Source organism: Streptomyces sp. SID13666 (assembly GCF_010548325.1).
In the GTDB taxonomy this organism is placed as follows: Bacteria; Actinomycetota; Actinomycetes; order Streptomycetales; family Streptomycetaceae; genus Actinacidiphila; species Actinacidiphila fildesensis.
Window position 1 is genome coordinate 1 of record NZ_JAAGLX010000031.1, and the last position, 21604, is coordinate 21604.

20 protein-coding genes and 1 pseudogene are annotated in these 21604 nt (G+C 71.4%); 12 read left to right on the forward strand and 9 right to left on the reverse strand.

Going from position 1 to position 21604, the window contains the following annotated elements:
* The 5 genes and pseudogenes from G3I60_RS30405 to G3I60_RS30425 form a co-directional block, all read left to right on the forward strand.
* Positions 1-305 (forward strand): annotated as a pseudogene (locus G3I60_RS30405) (peptidase); the annotation flags it as partial.
* A 248-nt stretch (positions 306-553) separates the two neighbouring features.
* A complete protein-coding gene (locus G3I60_RS30410; RefSeq protein ID WP_198357044.1) occupies positions 554-1531 on the forward strand; it encodes a substrate-binding domain-containing protein in 978 nt (325 codons plus the stop codon).
* Positions 1532-1634: 103 nt separating this feature from the next.
* Positions 1635-2774 (forward strand): Ig-like domain-containing protein, encoded by a 1140-nt coding sequence (locus tag G3I60_RS30415; protein WP_164294919.1) that lies wholly within the window; start codon positions 1635-1637, stop codon positions 2772-2774.
* Positions 2775-3079: 305 nt separating this feature from the next.
* Complete coding sequence (locus G3I60_RS30420) at positions 3080-3907, forward strand: sortase (RefSeq protein WP_164294918.1); 828 nt, start codon at positions 3080-3082, stop codon at positions 3905-3907.
* A 17-nt stretch (positions 3908-3924) separates the two neighbouring features.
* Complete coding sequence (locus tag G3I60_RS30425) at positions 3925-4740, forward strand: phosphate ABC transporter ATP-binding protein (protein ID WP_164294917.1); 816 nt, start codon at positions 3925-3927, stop codon at positions 4738-4740.
* Between the two features lie 3 nt (positions 4741-4743).
* On the opposite strand, the gene G3I60_RS30430 is transcribed toward G3I60_RS30425, so the two are convergent.
* The 3 genes from G3I60_RS30430 to G3I60_RS30440 form a co-directional block, all read right to left on the reverse strand.
* Positions 4744-6426, reverse strand: a complete 1683-nt coding sequence (locus G3I60_RS30430) for a phospho-sugar mutase (protein ID WP_138352194.1) — start codon at positions 6424-6426, stop codon at positions 4744-4746.
* A gap of 131 nt (positions 6427-6557) precedes the next feature.
* A complete protein-coding gene (locus G3I60_RS30435; protein ID WP_138352193.1) occupies positions 6558-7367 on the reverse strand; it encodes a purine-nucleoside phosphorylase in 810 nt (269 codons plus the stop codon).
* 147 nt (positions 7368-7514) lie between these two features.
* Complete coding sequence (locus G3I60_RS30440) at positions 7515-7952, reverse strand: gamma-glutamylcyclotransferase (RefSeq protein WP_138352192.1); 438 nt, start codon at positions 7950-7952, stop codon at positions 7515-7517.
* Between the two features lie 63 nt (positions 7953-8015).
* Here G3I60_RS30440 and G3I60_RS30445 point away from each other — a divergent pair, with 63 nt between their 5' ends.
* On the forward strand, positions 8016-9524 hold the full coding sequence (locus tag G3I60_RS30445; protein WP_138352191.1) for an NAD(P)H-quinone dehydrogenase: 1509 nt from the start codon (positions 8016-8018) through the stop codon (positions 9522-9524).
* Between the two features lie 174 nt (positions 9525-9698).
* Positions 9699-10637 (forward strand): DeoR/GlpR family DNA-binding transcription regulator, encoded by a 939-nt coding sequence (locus G3I60_RS30450; protein WP_138352190.1) that lies wholly within the window; start codon positions 9699-9701, stop codon positions 10635-10637.
* 107 nt (positions 10638-10744) lie between these two features.
* Here G3I60_RS30450 and G3I60_RS30455 read toward each other — a convergent pair whose 3' ends face one another.
* A complete protein-coding gene (locus G3I60_RS30455; protein ID WP_138352189.1) occupies positions 10745-11305 on the reverse strand; it encodes a TetR/AcrR family transcriptional regulator in 561 nt (186 codons plus the stop codon).
* Between the two features lie 129 nt (positions 11306-11434).
* On the opposite strand from G3I60_RS30455, the gene G3I60_RS30460 reads away from it, so the two are divergent.
* Complete coding sequence (locus tag G3I60_RS30460) at positions 11435-12862, forward strand: MFS transporter (protein WP_164608010.1); 1428 nt, start codon at positions 11435-11437, stop codon at positions 12860-12862.
* 73 nt (positions 12863-12935) lie between these two features.
* Here the strand turns inward: G3I60_RS30460 and G3I60_RS30465 are convergent, their stop codons facing one another.
* Complete coding sequence (locus G3I60_RS30465) at positions 12936-14702, reverse strand: biotin carboxylase N-terminal domain-containing protein (protein ID WP_164294915.1); 1767 nt, start codon at positions 14700-14702, stop codon at positions 12936-12938.
* Positions 14703-15076: 374 nt separating this feature from the next.
* On the opposite strand from G3I60_RS30465, the gene G3I60_RS30470 reads away from it, so the two are divergent.
* The gene (locus G3I60_RS30470; protein WP_138352186.1) at positions 15077-15535 is read left to right on the forward strand and encodes a hypothetical protein; all 459 of its coding nucleotides are present in this window, start codon (positions 15077-15079) and stop codon (positions 15533-15535) included.
* Between the two features lie 34 nt (positions 15536-15569).
* Here G3I60_RS30470 and G3I60_RS30475 read toward each other — a convergent pair whose 3' ends face one another.
* The 4 genes from G3I60_RS30475 to G3I60_RS30485 all read right to left on the reverse strand — a co-directional run bounded on the left by G3I60_RS30475 (position 15570) and on the right by G3I60_RS30485 (position 18292).
* The gene (locus tag G3I60_RS30475) at positions 15570-16172 is read right to left on the reverse strand and encodes a nucleoside triphosphate pyrophosphatase (protein ID WP_138352185.1); all 603 of its coding nucleotides are present in this window, start codon (positions 16170-16172) and stop codon (positions 15570-15572) included.
* A gap of 60 nt (positions 16173-16232) precedes the next feature.
* Entirely contained in the window at positions 16233-16370 is a 138-nt protein-coding gene (gene mmpB, locus G3I60_RS44720) for a morphogenic membrane protein MmpB (protein WP_187144992.1), read from the reverse strand.
* A gap of 114 nt (positions 16371-16484) precedes the next feature.
* Complete coding sequence (locus tag G3I60_RS30480) at positions 16485-16688, reverse strand: acyl-CoA carboxylase subunit epsilon (protein WP_138352274.1); 204 nt, start codon at positions 16686-16688, stop codon at positions 16485-16487.
* Positions 16689-16702: 14 nt separating this feature from the next.
* Positions 16703-18292 (reverse strand): acyl-CoA carboxylase subunit beta, encoded by a 1590-nt coding sequence (locus G3I60_RS30485; RefSeq protein ID WP_138352184.1) that lies wholly within the window; start codon positions 18290-18292, stop codon positions 16703-16705.
* A 147-nt stretch (positions 18293-18439) separates the two neighbouring features.
* Between G3I60_RS30485 and G3I60_RS30490 the strand changes: the two genes are divergently transcribed.
* The 3 genes from G3I60_RS30490 to G3I60_RS30500 all read left to right on the forward strand — a co-directional run bounded on the left by G3I60_RS30490 (position 18440) and on the right by G3I60_RS30500 (position 21514).
* On the forward strand, positions 18440-19279 hold the full coding sequence (locus tag G3I60_RS30490; protein ID WP_164294914.1) for a biotin--[acetyl-CoA-carboxylase] ligase: 840 nt from the start codon (positions 18440-18442) through the stop codon (positions 19277-19279).
* A gap of 213 nt (positions 19280-19492) precedes the next feature.
* Positions 19493-20662: an adenylate/guanylate cyclase domain-containing protein gene (locus G3I60_RS30495; protein ID WP_164608012.1), complete on the forward strand. Its 1170-nt coding sequence runs from the start codon at positions 19493-19495 to the stop codon at positions 20660-20662.
* Positions 20663-20710: 48 nt separating this feature from the next.
* Positions 20711-21514: an enoyl-CoA hydratase/isomerase family protein gene (locus tag G3I60_RS30500; protein WP_164294913.1), complete on the forward strand. Its 804-nt coding sequence runs from the start codon at positions 20711-20713 to the stop codon at positions 21512-21514.
* The last annotated feature ends 90 nt before the right edge of the window (positions 21515-21604 follow it).

Below are 21604 nucleotides of genomic sequence, written 5' to 3' on the forward strand. Positions count from 1 at the left end.
CGGGATCCGCGGGCGGCACGGACGGGACCTCGTCCGGCACCGGCGGCGGCGCGACGACCGGCGGTCCCGGCGGCGGCACCGCCGGCACGTCCGGCGGGCCACCGGCGTCCGCCACCCCGCCCGTGAACCGCGCCCAGCACATCGATCCGCAGAAGCAGAACGTCGTCCGCGCCACCGGCTCCACGCCGGGCGCGGTGCTCGGCGCCATCCGCTGGGTGCTGCTGGCGGTCCTCGTCGCGGGCGGCGGCTCGGCGCTGGCCGGCCCGGCGATGCTCCAGTGGGGGGTGTGGCGCCGGCGGTCCTGAGGGGGGCCATTGCATGCCGGGGGACTCGTGGTGCCTGAAGGGGATACCAGCAGTCGCATTCGCTGTGGCGAATCTCCTAAGGGGTGCCTTGGAAACCCTCCCGTAACCTTTTCATCCGCCCCAATTGGTGGCCACCGCAACGTAATTCGGGAATTGTTTGCGGTGGCCGGCCGACGGGTCGGCAGCACGAAAGTCCGGATTTTGCTTGCACGTCCATTCGGTATCCGTTTATTCGGAGGAGAACAGAAGTGAACGTCAAGTCCCGCGCTCGTATCGGCTTCATCACCGCGACTGCCGCCATCAGCCTCGCCGCCATGGCCATCCCCGCCGCGGCCAACCCGCCGGCCGGCGAGTACCGGCAGCTCGCCGGGGTCGGTTCCGACACCACCCAGGACGTGGTGAACGGTCTCGGCGACGTCGTCACGAACGCGAGCGGCAAGATCATCGCCTCTTACGACGCGACCGGAACGTCCCCCATCAAGACGCGTGCGGTGGGCTGTGACACCCTCGCCCGCCCCGACGGTTCCGGGGCCGGTATCGCCGCCCTGAACAACGCCGTGGACAACAGCACCGGCTGCCTCGACTTCGCGCGCTCGTCGAGCGGCCCGTCGGACACCAGCACCACGGACCTGACCTTCATCCCGTTCGCGAAGGACGGCGTCACCTACGCCACGCGCTCCTTCAGCGCACTGCCGACGAACCTCACCAAGACCCAGCTGACCGATATCTACAAGTGCACGCTGACGTCGCTCAACGGCGTGACGATCCAGCCGCTGCTGCCGCAGACCGGTTCCGGCACGCGGAAGTTCTGGCTGAACACCCTCGGCCTGACCGACGCCACGATCGGCTCGTGCGTCAACGGCACGATCCAGGAGAACAACGGCCTGGCCCTTACCAACAACAGCCAGATCATGCCGTACTCGATCGCCCAGTACATCGCGCAGGGCAAGAGCCTGCCGAACGTGCCGAACCGTCGTGGTTCGTCCGTGCTGCGCAACGTCAACGGCGTGGCTCCGACCACCGGCGGCGTCCTGAACACCTCCTTCCCGATCGTGCGCGACGTCTACAACGTCGTCCCGACCGCGAAGCTGACGGACGCGCTCATCTCCTCCACCTTCGTCGGCACGACGTCGAAGGTCTGCGCCCAGACCACCGTCATCCAGAACTACGGCTTCGGCTCGCTGGGCGCGTCGTGCGGCTCGACCACGGTCAAGGGCGAGAAGTGACCTTGTGCCGGAGCTGATCTGACACCTCGTTCGACGGCCGGGCGCCTCTCAGGCGCCCGGCTTCCGTCCTGACCGCGGTACATCCCTTGGGGGGATCGCCACCATGATCGTCATCGCACCACGGAAAGTCCCGGCCGTCTTGTTCGCCCTGGCGGCGGTCCTCCTCGCGGCCGCGGCCGCCCTGTTCGGCGCGGCCGCGCCGGCGCACGCCGGAGCCGCTGCGAGCGGGTCCGCTGCTAGCGCCGGGACGTTCGCGCCGACGCCCGCCGGCGGTGACCTCACCGCCGACCCGTTCCTGACGTCCCTGCGGACGTCCGCGGGCTGCCCGGCGGGCTTCGGCGCGTCGGCGGCCCTCCAGTTCGTCATGCCGGACGGCTCCGCCGTGACCATCCCCGGCGCCCGGGAGTCCGGTGGGTTCGACACCGGGCCGTTCACCCTCACCTACGACGCGATCGGCGGAACGCTGGCGGACGTCATCGGCGCGCCGGTCGCCGACGGGGACCACGAGCTGCGCGTCACGTGCTGGAACGGCACCGGGGACGCGGCGCCCGCCGCCTTCTCCACCACCATCACCAGCACCGGTGACACCTGGACGGTGAAGTCCCAGGCCGTGCCCACCGCCACCACCCTGACGGCGAGCCCGGCGGGCACCGCCGCCGCGGGCGCCGAGGTGACGCTGACGGGCGCCGTCGACCCGGCGGGGGCCGTCGGCAAGCTCGCGTTCTTCGACGGAGCGACGGCGTTGGGGGAGGCGGACGTGGTCTCCGGGCAGGCCACGGTGAAGACGTCCGCGCTCGTTGCTGGGGCGCATGACCTGACGGCGCGGTTCACGCCGGCGGATCCGGCGGCGTTCGTGGCGTCGACGTCGGCGGTGGTGACGTACACGATCACGGCGGCGACGCAGTCGCCGTCACCGACGGATACGGGGTCTCCGACCCCTACGGGGTCGCCTACGGCGAGTGAAACGGGGTCGCCGACGGCGACGGAGACGCCTACGGCGACCACAAGCGACCCGACGTCCGGAGGTACTTCTGGTGACGGGGGTGCGGGCGGGGGGTCCGGTGGTGCGGGTAGTTCCGGCGGCGGGTCGACGGGTGGCAACGGGAGCCTTGCGCATACCGGTGCCGGGGTGGGGCTGCCGTTGGGGGTGGCCGCGGGTGTGCTGGCTGTGGCGGGTGTCGTGTTCGTGCGGCATGCGCGGCGGAGTGGGTTGTTGACGTTCGGTGCGCCGCGGCATCGCTGACACCTTGCCGCTGGCCGTCGGGGTCGGGGGCCGGGCCCTCCGGGGTGGGGCTTCGAAATCGACTATTTACGGGCCTGGCGGCCCGCAAATAGCTCGGCAGCATTTCGAAACCCCACCCCTGCGGACCCGTCCCCCTTCCGTTCAAGCCGCCGGTCTCCGTCGGTGGCCGTTCAGGGCCGCCCCTCAGGTCCTCTCTCAACGACTTGGAGCGCATCCCCGTGACCGTGCTCGCCCCACCCGCCCCGCCCGCCATCCGGTCCCCCGAGCCCGTCGTCGAACGGCCGGCCGCGCCCGGTATCGCGCTGGTGGGTGCCGCGCTGTGTGTTCTTGCGGCGTTGCTGCTCGGCTTCGCCGCGAACCTGACGATCGTGGGACATCTGCAGCATGCGCGCGACCAGCGCACCGCGTACGACGATCTGCGCGCCGAACTCGCCATGGGTACCGCGCCGGTGGGACAGACGACGTTCGACGGTAAACCGTTGGAAGCGGGCGCGCCCATGGCGTTGTTGCGGATTCCGGCGCTCGGGCTGAAGCAGGTGGTCTTCGAGGGGACCACGTCGGGTGTGCTGCGGTCCGGGCCGGGGCACCGGCGGGATACGCCGTTTCCCGGGCAGGCGGGCGCCAGTCAGATCTTGGGGCGGGCGTGGGGGTACGGGGGGCCGTTCAACGATGTTGCCCGGCTGCCGGTGGGCGCTGTGATCAAGGTGACGACCGGTCAGTCCACCGCTGAGTACCGGGTCACGGGGATCCGCAGGGACGGCGATCCGCTGCCCGCGGTTCTCGGTACGAACAAGGGGCGGCTGACGTTGGTCACCGCGACCGGCGGGGCCTATACGCCGTCGGGGGTCGTTCGGGTGGATGCGGATCTGGTGTCGGAGACACAGCCGAGTCCGCCCCGGCCGCGCCGGGCGGGGTGGATCGATGCCGCCGAGAAGCCGCTCGGGACCGAGAGCGGTGCCTGGTTGTCGGTCTATCTGTGGTCGCAGGCGCTGCTGGCGGCCGCGCTGCTCACCGTGTGGACGCATCGACGCTGGGGGCGGTGGCAGACCTGGATCACCGCCGTTCCGGTGCTCACCGCGCTCGGGGTCGCCGCGTCCGGGGCCGCGACCTGTCTGCTTCCCAATCTGCTCTGAGAACGGAGATCTGCACCATGACCGATACCGAGGTACTTCCGGTTCTCAGCGCGACGGGCGCCGCCACGCTGCGGGCCGATGCTGTTTCCGCCTGGTTCGGCGATCACAAGGTCCTGGACCGGGTCTCGCTGACCATGCCCGCGCGCCAGGTCACCGCCCTCATCGGGCCCTCCGGCTGTGGCAAGTCGACGTTCCTGCGGGTGCTGAACCGGATGCACGAGCTGATCGGGTCCGCCTCGCTCGCCGGGCAGGTGCTGCTCGACGGGGAGGACATCTACGACCGGGGGCGCCGCATCACCAGTGCTCGCCGGCAGATCGGGATGGTGTTCCAGAAGCCGAACCCGTTTCCCGCGATGTCGCTCTACGACAACGTGCTCGCCGGGCTGAAGCTCGGCGGGATCAAGTCCACCCGGGCCGGGCGGGACGATCTGGTCGAGGAGTGTCTGACGCGGGCCGGGCTCTGGAACGAGGTCAAGGACCGGCTGCGGCAGCCCGGTGGCGCGCTGTCCGGGGGGCAGCAGCAGCGGTTGTGCATCGCGCGGTCGTTGGCGGTGCGGCCGCGGGTGCTGTTGATGGACGAGCCGTGCTCGGCGCTCGACCCCACGTCGACCCGCCGCATCGAGGAGACGATCGCGGACCTCTCGTCCGAGGTCACCATCGTGATCGTCACCCACAACATGCAGCAGGCCGCGCGGGTGTCGGACTCCTGCGCGTTCTTCCTCGCCGAGCAGGGCACGCCGGGCGTCATCGTGGAGCACGGTCCGACGGACGCCATGTTCAGCGACCCGCAGGACCCGCGCACCACCGACTACGTCAACGGCCGCTTCGGCTGACCCTCAGATGCCGGCGGCCGCCGCCAGGTCCTTCTTGAGGGCGGCCAGGACCGTGTCCGCGGTGGTGCGGGCCGCGGTGAGGGTGGTGACGGGGACGACGACCTCGAGGTAGCACTTGATCTTGGGCTCGGTGCCGCTCGGGCGCACGATCACCCGTGCCGACCCGACACCGGAGGCCGTGTCGCCGGCCAGGGTGTAGCGGAGGCCGTCGGTGGGCGGGAGCTGCTCGCTGCCCTCGGCGAGGTCCTCGGCGGTGGCGACGGTGAGGCCCGCGAGGACCGTCGGGGGCTTCTCGCGCAGCCGCGTCATGGCGTCCGCGATGAGGGAGAGGTCGGCGACGCGCGCGGAGAGCTGGTCGGTGGCGTGCAGGCCGTGGTCGAGGGCCAGGTCGTCCAGGAGGTCGTCGAGGGTGCGGCCGTGTTCCTTGAGGGACGCGGCCAGCTCGGCGATGAGCAGGGCGGCGGTGATGCCGTCCTTGTCGCGCACGCCGCCGGGGTCGACGCAGTAGCCGAGCGCCTCCTCGTAGCCGTAGCGCAGGCCGTCGACGCGGGCGATCCACTTGAAGCCGGTGAGGGTGTCCTCGTAGGGCACGCCGGCCGCGGCGGCGATCTTGGAGAGCAGCGAGGACGACACGATGGAGGCGGCGAAGGTGCCCGTCGCGTGCTTGTTCACCAGGTGGATGGCGAGCAGTGCGCCGACCTCGTCGCCGCGCAGCATCCGCCAGCCGGACGCCGAGGAGCGGTCGGGGACGGCGACGGCGCAGCGGTCGGCGTCCGGGTCGTTGGCGATGACGATGTCCGGGCCGAGGGACTGCGCGGCCTTGAAGGACAGGTCCATCGCCCCCGGCTCCTCCGGGTTGGGGAAGGCCACGGTCGGGAAGTCCGGGTCGGGCTCCGCCTGCTCGGTGACCGGGGTCGGCGCAGGGAAGCCGGCGCGCGCGAAGGCCGCCATCAGGACCTCGCGGCCCACGCCGTGCAGCGGTGTGTAGACGACGGACACGTCACGCGGTCCGCCCGGTGCCACGACGCCGGCCGCCCGGGTCAGGTACGCGTCGATGACGTCGTCACCGAGGACCTCCCAGCCGTCCGCGGCCAGCGGTACGTCGGCGAGCGACCCGACCGCCGCGATCTGGTCGGCGATCTCCGCGTCGGCGGGCGGCACGATCTGGGAACCGTCGCCGAGGTAGACCTTGTAGCCGTTGTCCTGCGGCGGGTTGTGGCTCGCGGTCACCATGACGCCGGCCACCGAGCCGAGGTGCCTTATGGCGAAGGCCAGGACAGGCGTGGGCAGCGGGCGGGGCAGCAGCGCCGCCCGCAGGCCCGCGCCGGTCATCACGGCCGCCGTGTCGCGCGCGAAGTCGTACGACTTGTGGCGCGCGTCGTAGCCGATGACGACGAGGCCGCCGGTCTGCCCCTGCGCCTTCAGATAGCCCGCGAGGCCCGCGGCCGCCCGGATCACCACCGAACGGTTCATCCGCATCGGGCCGGCCCCGACCTCGCCGCGCAGCCCGGCCGTGCCGAACTGGAGCGTCCCGGAGAACCGCTCCTCCAGTCCGGCCGCAGCTGCCTCGTCACCGGCCTCCACCGCCGTCAGGAGCGCCTCCAGCTCCGCCCGGGTGTCCGGGTCCGGGTCCTCGCCGAGCCAGGTGCGCGCGGCGTGCGTGAGCTGAATCCTGTCGGTTCCCATAAGAGCTCCTGATCGGGGGGAGGTGCGTACGGATGCTGCCGCGGACGGGGTCCGGGAGGTGCCGCCGGGCAGGCCTGTGGTGCAAGCCTGCCCGGCGGTCAGGGGCATCGACCCGTTCGGGCCGGCACGACCTAGAGGCGGCCGAGGACCTGGCCCAGCAGGCTGCCCATCCGCGTGGCGGACTCGCGGCCGGCCTCGAGGACTTCTTCGTGGTTGAGCGGCGCGCCGGTCATGCCCGCCGCCAGGTTGGTGACGAGGGAGATGCCGAGCACCTCCGCGCCGGCCTCGCGGGCGGCGATGGCCTCCAGCGTGGTGGACATGCCGACGAGGTCACCGCCGATGGCGCGGACCATGCCGATCTCCGCCGGGGTCTCGTAGTGCGGGCCGGGCAGCTGGACGTAGACGCCCTCCTCCAGGGTGGGGTCCACCTCCTTGCACAGCGCGCGCAGCCGCGGGGAGTACAGGTCGGTGAGGTCCACGAAGTTGGCGCCCACGATCGGCGAGGTCGCCGTCATGTTGATGTGGTCGCTGATCAGGACCGGCTGGCCGGGGCGGAAGTGCGGGCGCAGCCCGCCGCAGCCGTTGGTGAGGACGACGGTCTTGCAGCCCGCGGCGACGGCGGTGCGGACACCGTGCACGACGGTGGCGACACCGCGGCCCTCGTAGAGGTGGTTGCGGCCGAGGAAGACCAGGGCGCGGACGCCGCCGATCGTGACCGAGCGGACCTTGCCCGAGTGGCCGGCCACTGCGGGGGGCGGGAAGCCGGGGAGCTCGGTGATCGGGAATTCGGCGTCGGCGGTGCCGAGCTGGTCGGCGGCGGGGACCCAGCCCGAGCCCATGACGAGGGCGACGTCATGGGTCTCGGCGCCGGTGAGCTCGCGCAGGCGGGCGGCGGCGGCATCGGCGGCGCCGTACGGGTCGGGGTTAACAGAAGCGTTCACGCGCACGAGGGTATCCGGTTCCGGCCTACGCGCGTAGACGTCCCAGCGGAGCGTCCCCGGGATTTCGGATGATCCGCTGATTGACGACCGTGCCGGCGGGAGGTTAGGACACCGCCGGGACGGGTGACGGGCCATGGTGCCGGCGGTTCAGCAGGGGCGCTTGCGCAGCTCCATCACGTAGTCGTGGGGCGCGCCGCACGATTCCGCGGCGTCCGCGATCTCACCGAGGTAGCGGGCGTTCGGCAGGCCGCCCTCGTAGTCGTTCAGCACATACGTCCAGGCGGCGACCTCGCCGTCCAGCGTGTGCACCCGCACGGTCGTACGCCGGTAGATGCTGAGCGGTACGCCCTCCCAGCGGTCCATCGACTCCTCGTCGATCGGCGCGATGTCGTACAGCCCCACGAAGACCTGCCGCAGCGGGTCCTCCACCAGGGTCGCCAGGGCACCTTCCCAGCCCATCTGCTCACCGCCGAAGGTGAGCCGCCAGCCGTCCAGCCAGCCGGTCCCGCGCAACGGGGAGTGGGGGGCGCGGCGGGTCATGAGCCGCGCGTCGAGGTTGCCTGCGTAGGCGGCGTAGAGCGACATGAGGACGAGAGTACGGGAGGGAGGTGAGCCCCCTGTAAGTGAACGCTTGGCGCGTGCGGGACAATGGGGTACGTGACTCGGATCGTGATCATTGGCGGCGGACCCGGCGGATATGAGGCAGCGCTCGTTGCCTCGCAGCTCGGCGCGGAGGTGACCGTCGTCGACTGCGACGGTCTGGGCGGGGCGTCGGTACTCACCGACTGCGTCCCGTCGAAGACTTTGATTGCCACCGCCGAGGTGATGACCACCTTCGACTCCTCGTACGAAGAGCTGGGCATCATCGTCGCGGACGACACCCCGCCGCTGGAGCAGGCGGCGCGTGTGGTGGGCGTGGACCTGGGCAAGGTGAACCGGCGGGTGAAGCGGCTGGCGCTCGCCCAGTCGCACGACATCACCGCCTCCGTCACCCGTGCGGGCGCACGGGTGATGCGCGGTCGCGGCCGGCTGGAGGGCTGCCAGACCGCAGGTGGCACCCGGTGTGTCGTCGTCGAGGCGGCGGACGGCACGTCGGAGACGCTGACGGCCGACGCGGTGCTCATCGCGACCGGCGCCCGCCCGCGCGAGCTGGCGGACGCACTGCCGGACGGCGAGCGGATCCTGAACTGGACGCAGGTCTACGACCTCGACGAGCTCCCCGAGGAGCTCATCGTGGTGGGCTCCGGTGTGACCGGCGCGGAGTTCGCCGGCGCGTACCAGGCGCTCGGCTCGAAGGTGACGCTTGTCTCTTCGCGCGACCGCGTGCTGCCGGGCGAGGACCCGGACGCCGCCGCCGTGCTGGAGGACGTCTTCCGGCGCCGCGGCATGAACGTGATGGCGCGCTCGCGCGCCACGAGCGCCAAGCGTGTTCCCGGACCTGCTACGACACAGGGACCCTCCTCGCCGAAGGCGGGCGAGGAGGGACGGGTCGGCGACCGGGTGGAGGTCACCCTGGCGGACGGCCGGGTCATCACCGGCTCGCACTGCCTGATGGCGGTGGGCGCCATCCCGAACACCACCGGAATGGGTCTGGAGGAGGCGGGCGTCAAGCTCAAGGACTCCGGCCACATCTGGACCGACAAGGTCTCCCGCACCTCGGCGCCCGGCGTGTACGCGGCCGGTGACGTCACCGGCGTCTTCGCCCTCGCCTCGGTCGCCGCCATGCAGGGCCGGATCGCGATGTACCACTTCCTGGGCGACGCGGTCGCGCCGCTCAACCTCAAGACGGTCTCCTCGAACGTCTTCACCGACCCGGAGATCGCCACCGTCGGCTACACCCAGGCCGACGTCGACAGCGGCCGGATCGACGCCCGCTGTGTCAAGCTGCCGCTCCTGCGGAACCCGCGCGCCAAGATGCAGGGCATCAGGGACGGCTTCGTGAAGCTGTTCTGCCGCCCCGGCACCGGGATCGTCGTCGGGGGTGTCGTCGTGTCGCCGCGGGCCAGTGAGCTGATCCACCCGATCTCGATCGCGGTCGACAACAACCTGACCGTCGAGCAGATCGCGAACGCGTTCACCGTGTACCCGTCCCTGTCGGGCTCGATCGCCGAGGTGGCGCGCCAGCTGCACACCCGCAAGACCGCGAGCGAGCTCTAGACCACGGCCTGGCCGCCGCTCGCGGGTGTCGGTCGCGGCCGGGAGATGACCGGACGGTAACCGGGTGGTGGAGCCGTAAAGGCTCTACCACCCGATGGTCTCTTTTGTGCACGACTTCGGTTAAGTGGCGCAAAGTGCTGAAAGCAGACGGTCGTTGGCGTTACTGTCAGTTCCGTGTTCGCTGCAGAACGTCGCCAATTGATCCTCGAAATGGTGCGGGCCAACGGAGCGGTTTCGCTCCGTGAGCTCGCCCGTGTCGTCCAGACCTCCGAAGTGACCGTACGGCGGGACGTGCGCGCTCTGGAGGCCGAAGGACTGCTCGACCGCCGGCATGGCGGTGCGGTTCTGCCGGGTGGCTTCACCAGGGAGTCCGGTTTTCCGCAGAAATCCCATCTAGCGACCGCGGAGAAGACGGCCATCGCCGATCTCGCGGCGAGTCTCGTCGAAGAGGGCGAGGCCATCGTGGTCGGCGCCGGGACCACCACGCAGGAGCTGGCCCGCCGGCTCGCGCGGATCCCGGGACTGACCGTCGTCACCAACTCCCTACTGGTGGCGCAGGCGCTGGCACACGCGAACCGGGTCGAGGTCGTCATGACCGGCGGCACTCTGCGCGGCTCCAACTACGGCCTGGTCGGCAGCGGCGCCGAACAGTCCCTCCAGGGACTGCGGGTGTCGCGGGCCTTCCTGTCCGGCGCCGGACTGACCGCGGAACGCGGTCTGTCGACGTCCAACATGCTCTCCGCGAGCGTGGACCGGGCGCTGGTGCAGGCGGCGGCGGAGGTCGTCGTGCTGGCCGACCACACGAAACTGGGCGCGGACACCATGTTCCAGACCGTGCCCACGGATCTGATCACGCATCTGGTGACGGACGAACCGCCGCCCGGTGACGACCGCAGCGCGACCGAGCTCCAGGCCCTCGCGGACCGTGGAGTGCAGGTCGCCGTCGCGTCCCTGATGGGGGCCGACGCCATCGCGGCCGGCCGGCCGCGCCGCGAGATGCCGATGCCCGCGCCCCGGAGGCACCCGCACCCGGGACAGCCGCCGCTGCGCAGCGCGGCGCCGATCGCGGCCGACCAGCAGGCAGCCAGGATCGCCGACCTGCGGCGCCGTTAGGGACGCCGCGGGGAGGGATCCCGACGGACCTGGGCCCGGGCCGTGGCAGGCCCGGGTCGCGGAACGGCCTGGGGGTTGGGAAGGGCCTGGTCACGGGAGCTCCGGCATCACGCCTGCGCGGTGACTCCTGCCGGGGCGCGCAGGCCGTGCAGGGTCAGGTCCATCAGCCGGTCGAAGATCGCCTGGCGCTCCGGGTCCTTCTCGGCCACCAGCACGATGGCGTTCGTCAGCTTGAGCAGGTCGGCGATGGTCGCGTCCGCACGTACCTCACCGGCCCGCTGGGCGCGCTCCAGCAGTGCCCCGCCCGCCGCGCGCAGCGGTGCCTTGCACGCGGTCATCTTCGCGTCGCCCGCGGCCATGATGGCCGCCGCCAGCCCGCGGTACATGGTGGAGTGGACGGCGACCATCCGCAGCCACCGGACGAGTGCGTCGGTCGGTGAGTCTGCCGTCAGCAGTTCGTCCGCGCGCACGGTCAGCAGCTCGACCTCTTGCTCGAAGACCGCGTTCATCAGCGCGTAGCGGTCGGGGAAGTGCCGGTAGAGGGTGCCGATGCCGACGCCCGCGTGGCGTGCGATGTCCTCCAGCGACGCGTCGGTGCCGTGCACGATGAAGGCCTGTCGGGCCTCGGCCAGCAACCGGTCGTAGTTGCGCTGCGCGTCTGCCCGCATCGCCACCTGCCTCCCAAGGTCCGATCCCGGAATTCCAGGATCCCAGAATGGCATTGTAGAACCGGAGGCGTCCTCCGTATAGTTTACGGAGGCACCCTCCGCTTCTGCCTCTCTGGAGGTCTACTCATCATGTCCACATCCTTGAGCACGGCTCCGGTCGCCGCCCCCGCCCCGACCCGGCGGCACCACCCGTTACTCGCTCTCTCCGCCATCGTCGGCACCCAGCTGATGCTGCTGCTGGATGCGACCGTGGTGAACGTCGCCCTGCCGGGCATAGGCGCCGACCTGGGCTTCTCCTCCACCGGCATGTCCTGGATCCTGAACGTCTACATCCTCGCGTTCGGCGGCCTGCTGCTGCTCGGCAGCCGGATCGGCGACCTCATCGGCCGCCGCCGCGCCCTGATCATCGGGGTGCTGGCCTTCACCGCCGCCTCGGTGGCCGGGGGATTCGCCACCGACGCGACGCTGCTGCTCGTCTCCCGCGGCGCCCAGGGCGCCGCCGCCGCACTGGCCGCGCCCAGCACGCTTGCCCTGCTGACCACCACCTTCACCGAGGGCACCGAGCGCAACCGTGCGCTGAGCGTGTTCTCCGCGATCTCGGGCGCCGGCTCCGCCGTCGGCCTGATCGTCGGCGGGATGCTCACCGAATGGGGCTCCTGGCGCTGGGTGTTCTTCATCAACATCCCCGTCGGGCTCGCCATCGCCGCGCTGGCCCCGCGCTATGTCGCCGAGACGGCCCGCCACCCCGGCGGCCGGTTCGACGTCGCCGGGGCGCTCACCGGCACCCTCGGCATGGCCTCGCTCGTCTACGCGTTCATCCGCGTCGCCGACCAGGGCTGGAGCGACACCCGGGCGCTGACCACCTTCGCCGCGGCGGCCGCGCTGCTCGCCGCGTTCCTGCTCAACGAGGTACGGGCCGAGCGCCCGCTGGTCGTGCTGCGGCTGTTCGCGGACCGCAACCGGGCCCTCGCCTACGGCTGCATGCTGCTCATTCCGGCGGGCATGTTCGGGGTCTTCTACTTCTCCACCCAGTTCCTGCAGGGCGTACTGGGGTACAGCCCGCTGCGCACTGGCTTCGCCTTCCTCCCGCTGGCGGCCCCGCTCTTCGTGGCCGCCCGCACCGCCCCGCGCGCACTGGCCCGCTTCGGCGCCAAGCGCGTCGCGTCGGCCGGCGCCCTGCTCTCGCTCAGCGGGACGCTGTGGCTCTCGCAGCTCGACGCGGGCACCGGCTACGTTGGCGCGCTGCTCGGGCCGCTGGCCCTCATCGGGGTGGGTGTCGGCTTCACGATGATGCCGCTCAACACCCTCATCCTGACGGGCGTCCAGCCGCGTGACGCCGGTTCGGCGTCCGGACTGCTGCAGACGATGCAGCAGATCGGCGGCAGCCTGGGCCTGTCGATCCTCGTCACCGTCTTCGGCACCGCGGCCCGGCACGCCGACGGGGGCGCGGGGGAGGTCTTCACGGCGGGCGCCACCGCGGCCTTCGCGGCGGCCGCCGTCTTCACCGGCCTGGCGCTGCTGCTCGTCCTGGCCGTACGGGCGCCCTCGAAACGCTGAGGGTGCGGGACAGCGAAATGCCGGGCGGGCCCGATCGGGCCCGCCCGGCATCGTCAGTTCACCCGACCGGAGATCAGTCCTTGATCTCGCAGATCAGCGCGCCCGAGGTGACCGAGGAGCCGACCTCGGCCGTCAGGCCCTTGATGGTGCCGGAGCGGTGCGCGTTGAGCGGCTGCTCCATCTTCATGGCCTCCAGGACGACGACGAGGTCGCCCTCGTTGACCTCCTGGCCCTCCTCGACCGCGACCTTGACGATGGTGCCCTGCATCGGGGATGCCAGGGAGTCACCGGAAGCGGCCGAACCGGCCTTCTTGGTGGTGGCGCGGCGCGGCGCCTTCTTGTTCAGGCCCACCGGCATGGACGCGACACCGAGCGACGCCGGGAGGGAGACCTCCAGGCGCTTGCCGCCGACCTCGACGACCACCGTCTCGCGGGCCGGGGCCTCGTCGTCCTCGCCACCGACCGGCGCGAACGCCGTGATGGTGTTCTGGAACTCCGTCTCGATCCACCGGGTGTGGACGGTGAACGGCTCGGTGGATCCGCCCAGCTCGGGGGCGAACGCCGGGTCGGCCACGACCGCGCGGTGGAACGGGATGGCCGTGGCCATGCCCTCGACGCGGAACTCCGCCAGCGCACGGGCCGCACGCTGCAGCGCCTGCTGCCGCGTCGCGCCGGTCACGATCAGCTTGGCGAGCAGCGAGTCCCAGGCCGGGCCGATGACCGAGCCGGACTCGACGCCCGCGTCCAGCCGCACACCGGGGCCCGACGGGGGCTGGAAGGTGGTGACGGTGCCGGGAGCGGGCAGGAAGCCGCGGCCCGGGTCCTCGCCGTTGATACGGAACTCGATCGAGTGACCCCGCAGCACCGGGTCGCCGTAGCCGAGCTCCTCGCCGTCCGCGATCCGGAACATCTCCCGGACCAGGTCGATACCGGAGACCTCCTCGGTGACCGGGTGCTCGACCTGCAGACGGGTGTTGACCTCCAGGAAGGAGATCGTGCCGTCCACGGCCACCAGGAACTCCACGGTGCCCGCGCCGATGTAGCCGGCCTCCTTGAGGATGGCCTTGGACGCCCGGTACAGCTCGGCGTTCTGCTCATCGGTCAGGAACGGCGCCGGAGCCTCCTCCACCAGCTTCTGGTGGCGGCGCTGCAGCGAGCAGTCACGGGTGGAGACGACCACGACGTTGCCGTGGCTGTCGGCCAGGCACTGCGTCTCGACGTGCCGCGGGCGGTCCAGGTAGCGCTCGACGAAGCACTCGCCGCGACCGAAGGCGGCGACCGCCTCGCGGACCGCTGAGTCGAACAGCTCCGGGATCTCCTCGATGGTGCGCGCGACCTTCAGACCGCGCCCACCACCGCCGAAGGCGGCCTTGATGGCGACCGGCAGGCCGTGCTGCTGGGCGAACGCGACGACCTCGTCAGGACCCGAGACCGGGTCCGGGGTGCCCGCGACGAGCGGGGCACCGGCACGCAGCGCGATATGACGCGCCGCCACCTTGTCGCCGAGATCGCGGATCGCCTGCGGCGGCGGGCCGATCCAGGTCAGCCCGGCGTCCAGCACCGCCTGGGCGAACTCGGCGTTCTCGGACAGGAATCCGTATCCGGGGTGGATCGCGTCCGCCCCTGATTCGGCTGCGGCGGCCAGCACCTTGGCGTAGTCCAGATAGCTGGACGCCGGCGTGTCACCGCCCAACGCGTAGGCCTCGTCGGCCGCGCGGACATGCAGCGCGTCCCGATCCGGGTCTGCGTAGATGGCTACGCTGGCGATCCCGGCATCCCGGCAGGCGCGGGCGACGCGGACTGCAATTTCACCGCGGTTGGCGATGAGCACCTTGCGCACGATGGCTCCCTCCTTGAAACAAGCCGAGTTTAGTTACTGACGACACTTCATGCCGAGTCACCCCTACAGGTGAGCTTGCCCACACGGAGGGTGATTCGAGCGCCGGTCGAGCGCCCGAGTGCCTGCTAAATCCACGGTACGACCCCATTCGTCCGGGTGCCCCAAGGGCCTTGGTGTGGCCCATGTCTCTCTGAGTGACCAAGGGCAGGATGCCGGATCCTTTGTGGGTTCTCCACGAATAGGGGGTGGAATCTTTGCTGGTCCGCCACCCCGAAAGGGTGGTGGGGTCATGGACCTTGCCGCGCGGCGTACCCGTTAGTAGCGTTCGCGATGCGTGATACCCGGGGTAACGGTTGCAGGTTGAAGGGGGAAAGGTGCGCAGAGGTCTGGCCGCGACCACGGCTGTAGTGCTCGTCCTTGAGGCGTTCGTCATCGCGTTCATCCATGTGGTGCTCGGCCTCGCCGTGCGCAACCAGAACATGTCCGTCGCGGGACTCGACTCCGACGGCATGGCCATCGGCACCTGGGTCGGTGGTGCTCTGTTCGGGCTCTTCCTCATCGGCTGTGCCCTCATCCCGGCGCGGGTAGCGCTGCGTGGCCGCCCGCCCGGCCGGTTCGGGCAGATCCTGCTCATCGTGTGCGCGGTCGTTCACGGCCTGCTGGGTGCGCTGGTGGTCGGCCTCGTCGGCTGGGCCGCCTTCGTCTTCATGATGGTCGTCCTGGCGCTCCTTGTCGGCACTCTGCTGCTGTACCCGGACACCGAGGACAGCGCACCCGCCGCCGGGAGCAACGGCAACGAGGTCCCGCCGCCGACCGCCCCGGCCGCAGCCTAGGACGTTACGGGCAGGGGCGGGCGGAAACCGGCGGCTACGCCGTCCAGAGGTCGGTGATCCGCACGTCCAGGTCGCCCAGCAGCCGCCGCAGCGTCGGCAGGGACAGGCCGATGACGTTGCCCGGGTCCCCGTCGATCCCGTCGACGAACGGGGCCGAGCGGCCGTCCAGGGTGAACGCGCCCGCGACGTACAGCGGCTCGCCGCTGGCGACGTAGGCGGCGATCTCGGCGTCGTCCGGCGAGCCGAAGCGCACCGTCGTCGACGCGGTCGCCGAGACCTGCTTGCCGTTCGCGGTGTCGATGACGCAGTGACCCGTCCGCAGTACGCCGGAGCGGCCGCGCATCGACACCCACCGGGCGGTCGCCTCCGCGGCGTCCGCCGGCTTGCCCAGCGCCTCGCCGTCCAGGTCCAGTACGGAGTCGCAGCCGATCACCAGCTCGCCGCCGGTCAGGCCGGCCGCGACCGCCGCCGCCTTCGCCTCGGCCAGCACCCGCGCCAGCTCCGCCGGGTTCGCGGCGGTCAGCGCGTCCTCGTCGACCCCGCTGACCACGACCCGGGGATCGAGTCCGGCCTGCCGCAGCAGGTTGAGCCGGGCGGGGGATGCGGAGGCCAGGACGAGAGGGCGACGGGTGCTCATCGGGCCATCGTAATTCGGGCCGCGGCCGCTGCGGCGCCGGGGCGGGACACTGCCGGACGGTCAGCTGTGCCAGCCGACCAGCAGCATCAGCAGGGGAATGGTCAGCGCGATCACGAGCATCGCGCGCCGCAGCATCGCCTGCACCTGCCGCATGTCCTCCGGCGGTTCGTCGCGCCGGTCGCGGTCCGACCACAACATGTCTTCCAGGTTGCGCCCGGGAAAAGGCCCGCGCCTGAGTACGGGTACTCAAGCGCGGGCCGGGAGATGACTATTTGTTCGGCTTGCTCCGCTGATGCGGCTGGGCCGGCTCGTTCAGCGCGGCCAGAAGGACGTGCGCCACGCGCCGGGTCCCGGGCCGGGGACAGGGCGGGGCACGTTGTGGGCCGGGTCGGCCCACTGCTCCGTCGGGTGCGGGCCGTCGGCGCTGCCCGACGTCGCGGCGGCCCGCGCCTGGACCAGTGCCACGACGGCGGCCAGCTCCTCCGGGGTCGGATTTCCCCGCTCTACCTTGATCACCACGGGACGGCTCCTTACAGGGGGATGTTGCCGTGCTTCTTCGGCGGCAGGCTCTCGCGCTTGTTGCGCAGCGTTCGCAGCGCCTTGACGAGGTGCGAGCGGGTCTCGGACGGCATGATCACCGCGTCGATGTAACCGCGCTCGGCGGCCACGTACGGGTTCAGCAGCGTGTCCTCGTAATCGGTGATCAGCTGCTGGCGCAGCTCCTCGACCGCCTCCGGCGTCTTCGCCTCGGCCAGCGTGCGGCGGTGCAGGATGTTCACCGCGCCCTGCGCGCCCATGACCGCGATCTGCGCGGTCGGCCACGCCAGGTTCAGGTCGGCGCCCAGGTGCTTGGAGCCCATCACGTCGTAGGCGCCGCCGTACGCCTTACGGGTGATGACGGTGATCAGCGGGACCGTCGCCTCCGCGTAGGCGTAGATCAGCTTGGCGCCGCGCCGGATGATGCCGTTCCACTCCTGGTCGGTGCCGGGCAGGAAGCCGGGTACGTCCACGAAGGTGATGACCGGGATGTTGAAACTGTCGCAGGTACGGACGAAGCGGGCGGCCTTTTCCGACGCGTCGATGTCCAGACAGCCCGCGAACTGCATCGGCTGGTTGGCGATGATGCCGACCGGCCGGCCCTCGATCCGGCCGAGGCCCGCGACGATGTTCGGCGCGAACAGCGCCTGCGTCTCCAGGAACTCGCCGTCGTCCAGCACGTGCTCGATGACCTTGTGCATGTCGTACGGCTGGTTCGCGGAGTCCGGGATCAGCGCGTCCAGCTCCAGGTCCTCGGCGCTGGTCGCCAGGTCCGCCTCGACCGGGTAGGCCGGGGCCTCCGCCAGGTTGTTGGACGGCAGGTACGACAGCAGCGCCTTCACGTACTCGATGGCGTCCTTCTCGTCACCCGCCATGTGGTGCGCGTTCCCGGACGTCGTGTTGTGGGTGCGGGCGCCGCCCAGCTCCTCCATGGCGACGTCCTCGCCGGTCACGGTCTTGATGACGTCGGGTCCCGTGATGAACATGTGCGAGGTCTGGTCGACCATCACCACGAAGTCCGTGATGGCCGGCGAGTACACCGCGCCGCCCGCGCAGGGGCCCACGATCAGCGAGATCTGCGGGATCACACCGGAGGCGTGGGTGTTGCGGCGGAAGATCTCGCCGTACATGCCGAGCGAGGCCACACCCTCCTGGATGCGGGCGCCGCCGGAGTCGTTGATGCCGATGACCGGGCAGCCGGTCTTCATCGCCCAGTCCATGACCTTGACGATCTTCTCGCCGTAGACCTCGCCCAGGGCGCCGCCGAAGACGGTGAAGTCCTGGGAGAAGACCGCCACCGGGCGGCCCTCGACCGTGCCGTAGCCCGTGACGACGCCGTCGCCGTAGGGGCGGTTCTTCTCCAGGTCGAAGTTGGTCGACCGGTGCCGGGCGAGCTCGTCCAGCTCGACGAACGAGTCCTCGTCGAGGAGCAGTTCGATCCGCTCCCGGGCGGTCAGCTTGCCCTTGGCGTGTTGCTTCTCCACCGCGCGCGCGGAGCCGGCGTGCGTCGCCTCCTCCATACGGCGGCGCAGATCCGCGAGCTTGCCCGCGGTGGTGTGGATGTCGTGCTCCGGCTCGGCCATGGAGGCGGCTCTCCTGCTCTCGTGGGTCCTGTCGGGTCCTACTTGACTGGCGAGTAACGCTGTTTCGTAGCGTAACGGCGCGACTGGTTCCCGAGCAGTGCGGCGTTGGACACACTCCGCTCACAGGTCTTCTCCTAATCTGGGCGGATGACGACTCCCAACCGCTGGTCCGACCTGGAGCGCCCCCCTCTCGGCGAAGCCGCGCTGCGCCGGGCGGTCATCGCGCCGGACAGCCCCTGGACGTCCCTCGACGTCGTCGAGGCCACCGGTTCCACCAACAGTGACCTCGCACAACGCGCCAACGCCGGTGCCCCCGAAGGCGCCGTACTCGTCGCGGAGGAGCAGACCGCGGGCCGCGGCCGGCTGGACCGCCAGTGGTCGGCGCCGCCCCGCTCCGGCCTGTTCTTCTCGGTGCTACTGCGGCCCGCCGACGTACCGGTGGAGCGCTGGGGCTGGCTGCCGCTGCTCGCCGGAGTCGCGACCGCCACGGCGCTGTCCCGGACCGCCGGCGTCGACACGGCACTCAAATGGCCCAACGACCTGCTGGTCACCATCGACGGCGAGGAGCGCAAGACCGGCGGCATCCTCGCCGAGCGCGCCGGCACCGACGCCGTGATCATCGGTATCGGGATCAACGTGTCGCTGCGCACCGACGAACTGCCCGTCCCCGCCGCGGGCTCCCTCGTCCTCGCCGGCGCCAAGGGCACCGACCGCGACCCGCTGCTGCGTGCCGTGCTGCGCTCCCTCGCCGACTGGTACGGCGAGTGGCGGGCGGCCGGCGGCGACCCGGCCGCCTCCCGTCTCCAGCAGACGTACGCGGCCGGCTGCGCCACGCTCGGCCGTGAGGTCCGCGCCGAGCTGCCCGGCGGGCGTGAGCTGGTCGGCACCGCGGTCGGCGTGGACGACGACGGCCGGCTGGTGCTCGCCACCCCGGAAGGGGAGCAGTCGGTGGGCGCGGGGGACGTCGTCCACATCCGCCGCGCGTAGGACCGGGGCCGGGCGGTGGAGGCAGCCCGTCCGGATCCCGGTCCTCCCTTGCGGATCTCCCGTCCGCGGGGGCGTGGAGGAGACCCGTTGACGTAGGCACGGGCAGGTGACGTGAGCTACGGCACACCTGCCGTATCGTTGAGGCGGCGCGTCGGCTTGATGATCGGAAGGGCTCGGACGGGCATTGCGCAGGGATCTGACAGGGGGCGGAGGGTGAGCGTGGACGACGCGGACCTTCCCCCGTACGCGACGGATCCGGGCACCGGCCCGGACCCGGACGGCATCGACCCCGATCAGCCGGCCGATCCGGCCGGCTCCGCCGACCCCGGGACGCCCGCCGATCCCGGTGCCGGCACGGATTCCACCGATCCCGCCGAGCATCCGCTCGCACTGCGCCTCGAACACCTCATCCTCGGCGCCGGCCGCCAGTACACGCCCTTCCAGGCGGCCCGCACCGCCGGCGTCTCCATGGATCTCGCCTCCCGCTTCTGGCGTGCCATGGGCTTCGCCGACATCGGCCAGGCGAAGGCCCTCACCGAGGCCGACGTGCTGGCGCTGCGCCGGCTCGCCGGGCTCGTCGAGGCCGGGCTGCTGAGCGAGTCGATGGCCATTCAGGTGGCCCGCTCCACCGGCCAGACCACCGCCCGCCTCGCCGACTGGCAGACCGACTCCTTCCTCGAAGGGCTCACCGAGCCGCCCGAGCCCGGCATGACGCGGGCCGAGGTCGCCTACCCGCTCGTCGAACTGCTCCTGCCCGAGCTGGAGGAGTTCCTCATCTACGTCTGGCGGCGCCAGCTGGCCGCCGCCACCAGCCGCGTCGTCCAGTCCGACGACGAGGAGGCCGTCGACCGCCGGCTGGCCGTGGGCTTCGCCGACCTCGTCGGCTTCACCCGGCTCACCCGGCGGCTGGAGGAGGAGGAACTCGGCGAGCTCGTCGAGGCCTTCGAGACCACCTGCGCCGACCAGGTCGCCGCACACGGCGGGCGCCTGATCAAGACGCTCGGCGACGAGGTGCTGTACGTCGCCGACGACCCCGGCAGCGCCGCCGAGATCGGGCTGCGGCTCATCGAGACGATGACCGGCGACGAGTCCATGCCCGCACTGCGCGTCGGGATGGCCTTCGGGACCGTGACCACCCGGATGGGCGATGTCTTCGGCACCACCGTGAACCTCGCGAGCCGGCTGACGTCGATAGCGCCACGGGACGCCGTCCTCGTCGACGGTGACTTCGCGCAGGCGCTCGGCGCGGCGGGCGACGCCCCCGTCTCCGAGGTCGACGCGTCCGAGGACGACAAGTACCGCTTCGCCCTGCAGCCGATGTGGCGCCGCCCGGTGCGTGGGCTCGGCGTCGTCGAGCCGTGGCTGCTGACACGCCGTAGCTGACCCCACCTCCCCTGCCGCGCGGCGGGCGCGGCTGGCATGATCCGGGGCATGACGGAGTCTGAAATGCGGTTCGGGGAATGGGTCGCGGTGCGGCGGCACGGCGCGCGCGTCGCGGAGTTGGTGCTGGATCGCCCCAAGGCGATGAACGCCATCTCGACGGAGATGGCCGGGAACGTGGCGGCGGCCTGTGCCGCGCTCGCCGCCGACCGGACGGTCAGCGTCGTGGTGCTGACGTCCACGCACGAGCGCGCGTTCTGCGTCGGCGCGGACCTGAAGGAGCGCAACTCCTTCACGGACGCCGACCTCGGCCGGCAGCGGCCGGACACCCGTGCCGCGTACACCTCGGTGCTGGAACTTCCGATGCCGTCGATCGCCGCGGTGCACGGCTTCGCGCTCGGTGGCGGCTTCGAGCTGGCGCTGTCCTGCGACGTGATCGTGGCGGACGCCACCGCGGTGGTGGGGCTGCCGGAGGTCTCGGTGGGCGTGATCCCCGGCGGTGGCGGCACCCAGCTGCTGCCGCGCCGGGTGGGCGCGGCACGGGCCGCCGAGCTGATCTTCACGGCGCGGCGGGTGGCGGCGGAGGAGGCCCGTGAGCTGGGCCTCGTCGACGTCCTGGCCGCCGCGGGCGAGGACCGCGCGGACGCGCTGGCGCTCGCGGAGCGCATGGCCGCGAACTCGCCGGTGGGCCTGCGGGCCGCGAAGCGGGCGCTGCGGCTCGGGCACGGACTGGATCTGCGGGCCGGTCTCGACGTCGAGGACGCGGCGTGGCGGACGGTGGCCTTCTCGGGGGACCGGGCCGAGGGCGTGGCGGCGTTCAACGAGAAGCGGACGCCGGACTGGCCGGGGGAGTGACGCCGGCCCGGGTGGCGGCGGGCGGCTGACGGGGGAACAGTAAATTCGTCCAGGGAGTAGTCAAACAGCCCCAAGTGCGACATTTGTTCT